The organism is Flavobacterium sp. DSR2-3-3, assembly GCF_049896585.1.
In the GTDB taxonomy this organism is placed as follows: Bacteria; Bacteroidota; Bacteroidia; order Flavobacteriales; family Flavobacteriaceae; genus Flavobacterium.
On the sequence record NZ_JAFCUP010000002.1, the window covers coordinates 241,044 to 252,873 of the forward strand.

At 32.9% G+C, this 11,830-nt stretch carries 10 protein-coding genes; all 10 read right to left on the minus strand.

The window, feature by feature from the left end; all coding sequences use genetic code 11:
- Positions 1-32 precede the first annotated feature (32 nt).
- Positions 33-1,757 (minus strand): sodium:solute symporter, encoded by a 1,725-nt coding sequence (locus ACP7AQ_RS03790; protein WP_426092273.1) that lies wholly within the window; start codon positions 1,755-1,757, stop codon positions 33-35.
- A gap of 122 nt (positions 1,758-1,879) precedes the next feature.
- Positions 1,880-4,411, minus strand: coding sequence for a PIG-L family deacetylase (locus ACP7AQ_RS03795; RefSeq protein ID WP_426094464.1), 2,532 nt, complete (start codon positions 4,409-4,411; stop codon positions 1,880-1,882).
- 156 nt (positions 4,412-4,567) lie between these two features.
- A complete protein-coding gene (locus ACP7AQ_RS03800; protein ID WP_426094465.1) occupies positions 4,568-5,137 on the minus strand; it encodes a hypothetical protein in 570 nt (189 codons plus the stop codon).
- A gap of 183 nt (positions 5,138-5,320) precedes the next feature.
- Positions 5,321-5,827 carry a hypothetical protein gene (locus tag ACP7AQ_RS03805; protein WP_426094466.1) on the minus strand — a complete coding sequence of 169 codons (507 nt, stop codon included), beginning with the start codon at positions 5,825-5,827 and terminating at the stop codon, positions 5,321-5,323.
- Positions 5,828-6,001: 174 nt separating this feature from the next.
- Positions 6,002-6,319 (minus strand): hypothetical protein, encoded by a 318-nt coding sequence (locus ACP7AQ_RS03810; RefSeq protein ID WP_426094467.1) that lies wholly within the window; start codon positions 6,317-6,319, stop codon positions 6,002-6,004.
- Between the two features lie 189 nt (positions 6,320-6,508).
- Positions 6,509-8,296 carry a hypothetical protein gene (locus ACP7AQ_RS03815; protein WP_426094468.1) on the minus strand — a complete coding sequence of 596 codons (1,788 nt, stop codon included), beginning with the start codon at positions 8,294-8,296 and terminating at the stop codon, positions 6,509-6,511.
- Positions 8,297-8,444: 148 nt separating this feature from the next.
- Positions 8,445-9,644, minus strand: coding sequence for an AI-2E family transporter (locus ACP7AQ_RS03820; protein ID WP_426094469.1), 1,200 nt, complete (start codon positions 9,642-9,644; stop codon positions 8,445-8,447).
- A 165-nt stretch (positions 9,645-9,809) separates the two neighbouring features.
- Positions 9,810-10,346, minus strand: a complete 537-nt coding sequence (locus tag ACP7AQ_RS03825) for a mechanosensitive ion channel domain-containing protein (protein WP_426092280.1) — start codon at positions 10,344-10,346, stop codon at positions 9,810-9,812.
- Between the two features lie 7 nt (positions 10,347-10,353).
- Positions 10,354-10,938 carry a Maf-like protein gene (locus tag ACP7AQ_RS03830; RefSeq protein ID WP_426094470.1) on the minus strand — a complete coding sequence of 195 codons (585 nt, stop codon included), beginning with the start codon at positions 10,936-10,938 and terminating at the stop codon, positions 10,354-10,356.
- Positions 10,931-11,800, minus strand: a complete 870-nt coding sequence (locus tag ACP7AQ_RS03835; protein ID WP_426094471.1) for a geranylgeranylglycerol-phosphate geranylgeranyltransferase — start codon at positions 11,798-11,800, stop codon at positions 10,931-10,933. Before ACP7AQ_RS03835 ends, ACP7AQ_RS03830 begins: the two co-directional genes overlap by 8 nt.
- Positions 11,801-11,830 lie beyond the last annotated feature (30 nt).

Here is an 11,830-nt window from a genome sequence, read left to right on the forward strand (position 1 = left end):
GTTCAGAAATTAAAGAGCGACAGTACTTTTATTTAAGCAGTAATCCCTCTCTGTTTTCTGAAAATCGTCCATTGTAACAGCAACGAAATTACTATCGTTAACATTGCTCCGATGAAATTAAGCCATAAATAACCCAATTTTTCCTCACCGCTTGGAAAGATGTAAATCGCGTAATAGTAAATGATAAAAATAGTAAGTTGACTGACAACAGCACTGTAAAATATAGCTTTTGATTGAACTTTGTGTATGTAAAAACCAACCAGGAAAATTCCCAATACAGTTCCGTAAAATATAGATCCAATGATGTTTACCAATTGGATTAAATTTTCAAACAGCGTCCCGATGCAGGCAAAAAGTATCGCAATAATTCCCCATAATAAGGTAAAGAATTTGGTAGCGTAAAGGTAATGCCTTTCTGATTTTTCCTCTTTGACATTTCGTTTGTAAATATCTATTGCAGTAGTGGATGCTAATGCATTCAGTCCGGAAGCGGTTGATGACATTGCTGCTGAAATGATAACAGCCAGCAATAATCCTATAAGTCCTTTGGGTAAATAGTTAAGAATAAAGTGAAAAAATACATAATCTTTGTCATTCGTTTCACTATTGCTATCAGCTTTTATAATTATTTCTTTAGCTCGATCTCTTAAATCTTTTTCTTTATTGGACAAAGCCACTAATTCTTTTCGAAGGATTGGATTGTCATAATCTTGATTGAGTTGATCGATGTACAAAAGATTAATCACTTTTTTATCCTCCGATAAATCGTCTAGTTTTTTCTCCAAAGCATTGTATTCGCCTTTGAAAGCCGATTTTTCAATCATGGCTTTGTTGTTTGGATTAAAATTTAACGGTACAGGATTGAATTGAAAAAAAACAAAAACCATTACTCCAGTAAGTAAAATAAAGAACTGCATCGGTACTTTTAAGAGTCCGTTCATAATCAGGCCCATTTGACTTTCCCGAACAGATCTTCCGGATAAATAACGTCCTACCTGAGATTGATCCGTTCCAAAATAAGCCAACGCAAGGAAAAAACCGCCTGTGATTCCGCTCCAAAAAGTATATTTTTCTTCCGGGTCAAAAGAGAAATTGACAATGTTCATTTTATCATTCGCGCCGGCAATATGCAAAGCACTGGTAAATGTCATATCATTTGGTAAATAATGCAATATCAGAAAGAATGTGATGAACATTCCGGACATGATTACAAACATTTGCTGTTTTTGAGTTACATTCACCGCTTTTGTGCCGCCCGAAAAAGTATAAATGATTACCAATACACCAATTATAATATTCATGTAAGTAAGATTCCAACCCAATAGTGCCGATAAAATAATCGCTGGCGCATAAATGGTCAATCCAGTTCCTAAACCTCTTTGGAACAAGAAAAGAATGGCTGCAAGAGAACGGGTTTTTAAATCAAATCTTTTTTCAAGGTATTCGTAAGCCGTGTAAACTTTGTATTTGTGATACAGAGGAATAAAGGTGACACAAATTACCACCATGGCAATAGGCAATCCAAAGTAGAATTGTACAAATCCCATTCCGTCATGATATGCTTGTCCCGGAGTGGAAAGAAACGTAATTGCACTAGCTTGGGTCGCCATCACGGAAAGTCCCACAACATGCCACGGTGTTTCATTATTTCCCAGTATAAAGTCTTCTACATTTTTACTTCCTTTGGTTTTCCAAGCACCGTAAATTACTATGAACAGTAAAGTAACTACGAGTATAATCCAATCAAATAATTGCATAATTTAAGAGTATAATTTCATGATGAGACAAAAGATCAAGATGTAAATAGCATTAGCCACAAGCACCCATGTGTAGTTCTTTTTCCAGGTTTTTATTTTTTTTGTTTCCATTTTTGGTAGCGTTAGTGCTTTATATTTTTTGCAGGAATAGTTTCGGATGATTTCAACGAGATGATATTTGAAATTAATTTATAGGCACCGGCAACGCCTTCAGGTAATTCTCTAAAAAAGCTTAAACCTGTATAAATGTAATGGCCTTTTCCATATTGAGCTATCAGTAAAGCACCATTTTTTGGTGTTTCTCCTTTATCATTTGAAGATAGAATAGGAGTGAAGGCTTTGTCGTATTCACTTGGATAATACAAACCTTGCTCTTGTTTCCAGTCTTGAAAATCTTTAGTGGTAATCTTATTTGGGAAATTCAAAACCGGATGGTTTGCTGCCAAAAATCGGACTTCGGCATCTTCCTCCGTTACTCTGTCGCGGGACAGTTTCAACGGATAAGGTGCAATATTATCGGTTACAAGATCACCGGCAGTATTGTATTGAACTAGCATTGTTTTTCCAGCTTTTACAAAATCAAAAAGAATGTTTTGCTTATTTGCCAATGCCGCAACGGTGTTGTAAGCACGAACACCAGTTATCACGACATCAAAATTTTCTAATTTTTCAGGTGTTATTTCTTCGGGTTTTAGCAGGGTAACAATGTAGCCCAATTGTGTTAAGCTGCTAGGAACTTCATCTCCGGCACCCATAATGTATGCGATTTTTTCACCATTTGTTTTTAAATCCGTTTTAATGCATTTGGCTTCAGCCGATTTTAAAACTTGCTGTTTAGTGATGTGGTCGTAATTAATGATGATTTGCTCTTTGTCAAATTGCTTGTTATCAATAATTGCAACACTTTTTGCTGTTGCCTCTTCGGATTTGTTAGGTGCAATTACTTCAAAATAGACAATTTGCTCGGTTCCCTTTTTTTGGATATTGAATGGAATTGATTTAGGAGAAACATTCCAGTTTTCAGGCAGTTCCAGTTGGAGATTTCCTTTTACGGCATCTTTCCCAGCTTTAATTTTTACGCCTACGTATTTAATCTTGGTGTCTTTAAAAATCAGTACTTTGTCAATTATTGAAGTGGTAACTTCAGGAACAATATCCAGATAATTATACACTTCGCCTTTTACATCATCATTGTATTTATAAACAATAGTTCGTTCAAATGGGATTTCTATTCCGTAGATTTGAATGTTAAACACCACTTTCGTTTCCCTAATAATATCTGGAATCCCTATGTTTTGTTGCTGATTTACGGCATACATTCCCACGGTTCCATTTTCTTTTAACCAATATGGTTGTGTGTAGTTAATTGATTCGGGCAATTTAAAATCCAGGTTTATATTGTTTAGAATATTGTTTTTTAAATCCCGATTTTGAGGTGTATTAATTTGATTTGGCAGAGCGGTCACACTCATTAATTGAATAGGTACGCCGCTTCTGTTAATGGCTTCAAGCTTCAGTTTTATAGTGCTTCCCGGAGTGGTTTCCTGATTTTGAGCTACGGCTTCAAGATACAAACCCGAACAGGCTGCTATAATTTCTTTTACGGATGAAGATTTTAATGGTGCCCAATGATTTTCATCTAAAGCTTTCATCATAGTGTAGGCTTTCGCCAAATTTGGAATACTTGCCGCAGGATTATTATGATCGAATTCAGCTTTGATGATTGTCAACAATTCTCCGATTGCTTTTCCTCCTTTTACGCGGTTCCAAGAGGTATCGATTCCTTCAAATAATGATTTTTTGTCTGTTAAAGCACTTCCATTTATAAACTCTAAATATTCTGTTTCTTCGCCACGTGCACCAGTGCTGCCAAAACCTTGCGATTGATGACGGCTTCTACTTAATGCTGCTATTTCTTGATTTGATTTTCCTAAACCGGCATAATATACGCCAGTTTCTATTGCAATTAGGTTCTTTTTATCAGCGGCATTAAATTTTTCGAGAGTTCCATAAAACCACCAAGAGGTATTGAAAAACTGACGCTTGGTTTGCCAAGGTTTTACAAATTGCAATTGTTCCGGAAAAATGGCTGGATTATTGGCCAGTTCAAAACTTTCTACACTCAACATTGCCGATGAAGTGTGATGACCGTGTGTAGTCCCTGGAGATCGATGATCAAACCGGTTGACAATTACGTCGGGCTGAAATTTTCTTATGGCCCAAACAACGTCAGCCAATACTTTCTCTTTATCCCAAATTTCTAAGGTTTCTGTTGGATTTTTAGAAAACCCAAAATCATTGGCACGGGAAAAAAATTGTTCTCCACCATCAATTTTTCGGGCTTCAATAAGTTCTTGTGTTCGTACTACCCCCAATAATTCCCGTAGTTGCGTTCCTATTAAGTTTTGGCCGCCATCACCACGTGTCAACGATAAATATCCTGTTCTTGCTTTTTGTTCATTGGATAAATAAGAAATTAGTCGAGTATTTTCATCATCTGGGTGCGCTGCGATGTACAGTACTGATCCAAGAAAATTAAGCTTTTCAATTTGATGATAAATTTCAACGGAATTTAATTTTTGTGGTTGTTGCGCAGTTGTAATTTGAAAACAAACCAGAATTGTTATAATGATTAGGCTGAGTTTTTTTTGCATTCTTTTAAATTTAATTTGCAATAGCTTCAAATGTAGGAATTAAATATTTTTTTCTGAAATTTTTTTAGTTTTCTTTAAAGAATAATAGTTCGATTGAACAAAAAAGAGAGAAAACTAATTGTAGTTTTCTCTCTTTTTTTGATGGTATATTAAAGCTTAATCTCTATCTTTTCCATGTCCATGTTTATTCCCACGACCATGTCTATAATTTTTATTTTCTTTATGATCATCATTTTCTCTATGATCATCATTATCATTTTCTCGATGACTGCTGTAACGTCTGCGGTTGTCGTATTGTTTACGGTTATCATATTGTCTGTTATTCACATACACTCTGCGGTCGTTGTTATATCCTATATTTCTTTGTTCTCTAGGATGGTATCCTCTATAATATTTGGTTTTATGGTTTCTAAAGTTGTTATAAGGTCTAGAACCATGGTAATCATTTAATACTACTTTGTATCCATTATATAAATCATAGTTTCTGTATTGACTAGGCAACTGTCTGGAACGAATCCACCTTCCACCACCAAAATAAATAAATTGTGTGGCTCTAATATCATAGTAGGATTCAACATCAGGTAAGTAATAGTAGTCTACGTTCGAATATCCTACTGGACCCCAAGATGGAGCGGTTCCTATATTTACATTTACTGAAACTTGCGCTTGTATTGTACTGGAGGCAAAAAGGATAATTCCTACGGCAATTAATTTTAGTGTTCTCATCTTTTTTTAAATTTTTTTGTAATTATTTATTGGAACTCTTTTTATTTTCTGTTTATCGTTTTCCAACAACTGTGCCAACGTGAAATAATTAACTTTTTTTTAAGATTTCATTAGTATATTATTTTCCCCAAAAAAAAAGAACCTCGCTTGGAGGTTCTTTTTTTTTGACAGGATATTCCGGTATTAATGCTTGTCGTTACCATGTCCTTTATTTCCTTTTCCATGACCATTATTTCCTTTTCCTTTGTTGTAATCATCATTTGCGTTGTTTCCATGGTTATATGAAGCTTTACGAACCACAACTTTTCTGATGCCAATTGTTTTTTGTGGACTACCTTTATACCCCTTGAAATATTTAACTTTATGTTTGTTAAAGTTACTATATGGTTTTGAACCATGATAATCATTCAAGACTACTTTATAGCCGTTGTATAAATCATAGTTTCTGTATTGGGTAGGTAAATTTCTGGAACGTACCCACTGTCCATCGCCTAAATAAATAAATTGTCTGGCTTTTATGTCATAATAAGACTGAACATCTGGTAAATAATAATAATCTACTGAGGAGTATCCTGCAGGACCCCACGATGGAGGGCTTCCTAAATTTACATTTACTGAAACTTGTGCCTGTATCGTATTGGTTGATACCAAAAGAATTATAATTGCGGCGATTAATTTTAATGTCTTCATCTTTTAAATTTTTAATTACTATTTTTTTTATAGGTCCTTTTAAGGTCACTATTTTTTATTTTAAAACCAAGAAGTATGCCAAGCTATAATAACAGAATTTATGTTGATCCTGGCTTGCATAAAAAAAGGAAACGATTTACCGTTTCCTAATTTCTATTTTTAATTTTTATTGATTTATAACAAAAGAATCAATAAAAGAATAACGATAATAATAGCTCCAACAGATAAATAAACACCATTTCCTGTAGATTTTAATTCTGTTTTAATAGCACGAACTTCTTTACGTAATTCTTTTTTCTCTGTTGAAGTCAATTCAGATTTGTCCATTGCTTTTATTTCGTCTAGACGATTAAGCAATACTTTAACTTCAGCAGGAACTTCTTTTGGGGTACTTGAAACCGAAGTTGGAGTTTTTTCAGCAGCTAACATTTGCGTAGGAACAACACTCAATGACAATACCATCATCATTAAATAAAAGGTAACTTTTTTCATTTCTTTTGGTTTTAATTAAAAATTTCTATCTGATAAAAGTAACAAATAATGTGCTACAAAAACTTACACTATTAAGGTAATTAATTATATAATTTACGTTAACATGCCCGAAGTGTAATTTGTATTATTTTTAAAATTAGCAATTTAAAGATTTTGATTGCTTTTAATTATACTTCTGTTGTAGTTTATTTACCGATAAATTACAGTTCTTGGTTTTGCTAATTCAAAATCCTGAAAGCCAAAGTCTGTCGTCTCAAATGCATTCGTTTTAAAAATATGTTCGCCATTTCCAGGAATGCTTGGATAATAGGAAAGGGAAATTTGGAAAGAGCTAAAGACTAAATAATCATTGTTTACGATGAACCCAATTCCAATTTTAGAATACGCTTTGCTCTCTGTCAAGCTTTTTTTCGAATTCCCAAGTAAAGCAATTGAATAATTAAAAAAAGGATTCAAACGAAATCCCCAAAAATCCCATGGAGCATAAGCTTGGGTTTGCAAAGTCATTAACGCTTTTTTGGTCCCATACTCTGCCATAGTGAAACCATTAAGACCATAATTCTCATTAATCGAAAGTTGATCTCCAATTGCATCCATGCGGTTTGAACCAATAACTAATTGTGGTTTAACAAACTGTCGTAATTTCCATTTTCCAAGAGTCAACAGATTGGTGAAATAATTAGCCTGAAAAGAAAAAGCCGTCTGTTTGGTAATGCCTTTTTCAAAAAAAGTTCCCACATCAAAATTTGCACTCAAAAAACCATATTTGTAAAAATTCCCAAAGGTGGCGCGACCACCCAAATAATATCGTCCAGAACTGTTTTTATATTGGTAGCCGGTTGTTATTCCGTATGTTCTTCCAATGGGGACATCCTCAATAATTCCATTTTTGAAAATAAAGCGGTCTCTTATAAATTTACGTGATGAAATACCAATTCCTACTAGTGCAAGTTTTTCATTCGAATAAAAATCATCGCGATCAAATTCAAAAATAGGACTTTCTTGGTATTTAATATGTAAAAACCGTCCTGTCGCAACAAGATTCGTCGTTCTTTCATTTTCAGTATTACCCTTGAAAATTCTAAAAGCACGCCCAAGCCAAAAATCGTGTGTATTGAATTTGAAATTCTGATACGCAAAAACTAAATTGGAATCGGGTAAAGTATCTTTTCTAAATTGCTGATCTACATAAACTCCACCAGCCCATTTTGTCAAAGGCGAATAAAAAGGGCGATCAATAGCGATACTTTTTCCATAATAACCGTCTAAATCAATTTGGTAGGTGACTTTGGTATTTATAAAGGTATTTTTTATATTGGGAATAGTGTAAGCAACCGCGTAGGCACTTTTTCCGTCACTGAATCTGTTTCTTATTTTATTTTCAAATTGATGTCCTAAACCTAGAAAATTACGCTCGTTCAATCCAAAACTAATTCTTGAACTTGAAAGCGAACCTTTGGGAACCAAACTCCAAGAATCTAAAACTCGGATAGCAATATCGACGGAATCGGGGCTATTTGGAATTAATTTAGGTGCAATATCCACCCGATTTATAAATCGTTGCGCTCGTATCAAACGCTCTGATTCTTTCACTAATAATGAATCAAACGGATTATTTTTTTTAATTAGCAATAAATTTCTTATCGTAAGCGAGTTGGTTTTAATATGGATTTTATTCCCATTTTTTTCCGCCCAATTTTTAGGCTTTTTTAAAGTGTCAATTTCAGAATATCCAAAAGGATCGAGTGTAAGAATAGTAATGTTCCTTATAATTTTGCCTTCAAAACCGCTGTAGTCTTTTTGGACTTCTTTTGTTATTTCGTTTTTTATCACTGGCGTTCTAAAAACTATTTTATGCATCAATCGGGTAAACTTATTCTTTTTTGAATAGTTTCTAATATTGTAGTAAACGTTAGAAGAATCTTTCGTAACCTTTATTTCTTGCCCATAAGAAATGGCAGAACAACAGATGAACATAAGAAAAAAAACTAGTTTTATTTTTTTATACATTGTTAAAGAATCAACTGAAAAAGACTAAGAAAACGTACAGAAAACGTTTTAATGATTGCGTAAAAAACTTTTAGATATTCAGCATTCGAAACTGATTTGATTAATAATTACCCACTTATTTATCAGTTTGATTGGAGGCATTTTCAGTGGTCGTTTCGGTAAAAACTGGAACAACAACGTCAGCTTTGATTATCATCTTTTCTGATGGCTCTTCGGAATCAAACAGCGGTAATTTAATTTTACGCCAAGTATAGGTTTTAGGTAAGTGATCACCCATTAAGTAACCCCAAGGCTCCAATGATTCTACTCTGTCAAAAATCACTTTGAGAACTGCAAGTATCGGAAGTGCTAAAAACATTCCTGAAACTCCGGCAATTGCTCCGCCAATGATGATTCCCACAATTGATACAAATGCGTTTATTTCAACTTTGGAACTTACAATCAAAGGAACAATCACATTATTATCAATTAGTTGAACGACGATTGTAATGACAATTACACCTACAATTATTGATAAATCAGGAGAACCGGTAAGCGAAGCTACAATACTTAAAACACCGGCAAAAAGAATTCCTATGTAAGGAATTAGATTTAAAATTCCTGTAATAATTCCCAATAAAATGGCGTATTTCATACCAATAAGCATAAATCCAAGTGTTGTCATTACTGAAATTAAAATCATTTCGATAATCAAACCTACAATGTAACTGTTGATTGCAACTCTTATATTTGTTAGAATGTTTTTTAACTGTTCGTGATTTTCTTTTTTGAATAATTTAGATAAAAACAGTAAAAAATGAGTTCTGTATAAAAGAATTAAAAAAGTATAAATTGGAATTAAAGTTAAATTTATCAAAGTATCGGTAAATGACATTAAGGTAGTTCCAATGATTTCTTTTCCTTTCTCCATCGAATCTTGAGTAGCACTGTCCATATACTGCTTTTGTTCTCTCGAACTTACATTAAAATTATCTCTCACAAACACTTGAATATTACTAAGATGAATGTTTATATTTCTTTCAATTTTATCAAAATCATCGGCAAAATCACTGATTTGAAAGGAAAGAAACACAAAAAGACCTATAAAAATTAGGACAAACAGTATCACGGCAATCATTACAGCAAGCACATGCGGAAAACGAAGTTTTGATTTGAAAAATTTAACAATAGGATACAACAAAATGGCAAATAAAAACGACATCATTACAGGAATCAATATGTCTTGACCAATATAAAAAATAAAGATAATAGCAATTAAACCCAACAAAGTCAAGGATAATTTAGCATAAAATGGAAATTTTAGGATATCATTCATATTTTTTTTGATTTGTATTTTAAACTAATTATTATTCAACTCACAAATATGTAATATTAAAAAATTTAATGTATTACATATTTTATAGCATTAGTTATATAATTGTCACTTCCCAATTGATAGTTTTAATATTGACTGTGACATTATCATTCATAAAGTTATAAATTAATCTACGAATTCCTTATTTTCAAAATGATTTTTTAGAATAGATATTCCCTTTTGCAATAGCAAATTATTGGGATAAATAATTTTTTCCCCATCAATCGTTTTTAAGAAAACATGAAAGGCACCAATATCTTCTATTTCAGCTTCAATTGGAAAATCTTTATCGTGGATTTTTATAACGTCACCAATTTTAAAAGGAAAAGAAAAAAACAAAATAATACCGGAGGTAATATTACTTAATATAGACCATTGAGCAAACATTGCAACTCCTACAACGGTTGTAATTGAAGAAAGAGCAATAAAAATATCTTTAGTCTGTACTCCCCAAATTATTATTAAAGCAACAATTACCAGTATATGAATAAATAAATGAATGTATTTGATGACTAAATTGGTTCTGTGTTCCAGCGTTTGGTTTGATTTTGCGTAGCGACGCACCAGTTTTGTTGAAATTATCCGCAATATAATCAGCAAAATTCCTAAAACTCCTGTAGCAATTAATTCCTTGGTGTATTCGTGTACTAATGAGATTTCCATAAAATGACTAAGCTAAATTATTTAAATATTCGTACACTTTATCCGTTGGCATTCCCATCACATTAGCATAAGAACCTTCAATTTTTGAAACACCTATAAAACCAATCCATTCCTGAATGCCATACGAACCCGCTTTATCATATGGTTTGAAATTTTCTAAGTAATAACGAATAGATTCCTCACTTAATTCATTGAAAGTGACTTTTGTTACTTCGTGTAAAATTTCGATTTTTTTATTGGTTTTAAAACAAACAGAAGTGATGACTTCATGAGTAGCATTCGATAAAGATTTCAAAATTTCAAAAGCATCTTGTTCGTCTTTTGGTTTACCCAAAGCTTTGTCATTGTGCCAGACAATAGTGTCGCTGGTAATCAGAATTTCATTCGGATTTAATTCTCCTTCATAAGCGCTGGCTTTCAGTTCAGCCAAATAATTAGTGATTTCATGAGCTTTTAATTCCGGCGGATAAATTTCTTCGATTTCTTTCAATCGAATTTCAAAATCTAAGTCTAAATCTTTAAAAAATTGCTGGCGTCTCGGTGAACCCGAAGCCAGAATTAAAATGTATTTTTTTAATTTATTTCTAAGCATTATATTTTATATTTAAACTGATAATAATAATGGACAGAATTCCAAAAAGCAGAATCCATTTTAAAAGTACACTCAAAATGTGCAACTCTTTTTTTGATGTAGCCGACCACATTTTTACAGTAAAAAAAATCAACGGACCCACAACAAAAAGCAACAGATATACTGTAACGAATAGTAATTCGAACAAGTATTTATTAATATAAAATAAAATAAAAAAAAGTGGAATAAAACTCAATCCAAAAACTATTTTTCCAGTTCTGGATTTTCCTATTGCAATGGGTAAGGTGTTCATTCCTTGGTTGTAATCACCATCTGTATCTTCAATATCTTTTACAATTTCCCGAAGCAGATTAATCATAAAAGCAAAAATGGCGTAATCTAATAATATAGAAAAAAACAATCCCATTTGCTGTTGATTGTCTATTCCTGTGGCGGGATATAAATCAAAAATACCAATGATGATCACACTAAAAGAAAGCAACAATGCAATAATAACGTTACCAATGATCATCATTTGTTTCAGACTTGTGGCATACAAATAGAGTGTCGCTGCAATCAGAATAAATATAGAGGAAAAACCTGGTTTAGCTATAACATTTGATAAATAGAAACCAATCGCCACGCCCGTTGCAGTAAGTCCAACGTATAAATTATATGCTTGCGTTTCCGAAATGCTTTTGCCTATGACAACGGTATTGGGTTTGTTGATTGCATCCGTGTTTTGATCAAAAATATTATTAATGATATACCCACCACCAGCAATCAAAACGGTTGATAAAACTAATAAGCCATATTGCCAATCCGCTAATGCCAGAGGAATATTTTGAATTTTAAAAAATCCGTACCTAAAAATAAGCTGCATAAAAGCGAGCATTAGCAGGTTTTGGTATCG

What these genes read in the sequence shown, in the direction of transcription:
- ACP7AQ_RS03790 (WP_426092273.1), bottom strand. Translation starts at nt 1,757, where the DNA reads ATGCAATTATTTGATTGGATTATACTCGTAGTTACTTTACTGTTCATA.
- ACP7AQ_RS03795 (WP_426094464.1), bottom strand. Translation starts at nt 4,411, where the DNA reads ATGCAAAAAAAACTCAGCCTAATCATTATAACAATTCTGGTTTGTTTT.
- ACP7AQ_RS03800 (WP_426094465.1), bottom strand. Translation starts at nt 5,137, where the DNA reads ATGAGAACACTAAAATTAATTGCCGTAGGAATTATCCTTTTTGCCTCC.
- ACP7AQ_RS03805 (WP_426094466.1), bottom strand. Translation starts at nt 5,827, where the DNA reads ATGAAGACATTAAAATTAATCGCCGCAATTATAATTCTTTTGGTATCA.
- ACP7AQ_RS03810 (WP_426094467.1), bottom strand. Translation starts at nt 6,319, where the DNA reads ATGAAAAAAGTTACCTTTTATTTAATGATGATGGTATTGTCATTGAGT.
- ACP7AQ_RS03815 (WP_426094468.1), bottom strand. Translation starts at nt 8,296, where the DNA reads ATGTTCATCTGTTGTTCTGCCATTTCTTATGGGCAAGAAATAAAGGTT.
- ACP7AQ_RS03820 (WP_426094469.1), bottom strand. Translation starts at nt 9,644, where the DNA reads ATGAATGATATCCTAAAATTTCCATTTTATGCTAAATTATCCTTGACT.
- ACP7AQ_RS03825 (WP_426092280.1), bottom strand. Translation starts at nt 10,346, where the DNA reads ATGGAAATCTCATTAGTACACGAATACACCAAGGAATTAATTGCTACA.
- ACP7AQ_RS03830 (WP_426094470.1), bottom strand. Translation starts at nt 10,938, where the DNA reads ATGCTTAGAAATAAATTAAAAAAATACATTTTAATTCTGGCTTCGGGT.
- ACP7AQ_RS03835 (WP_426094471.1), bottom strand. Translation starts at nt 11,800, where the DNA reads ATGCAGCTTATTTTTAGGTACGGATTTTTTAAAATTCAAAATATTCCT.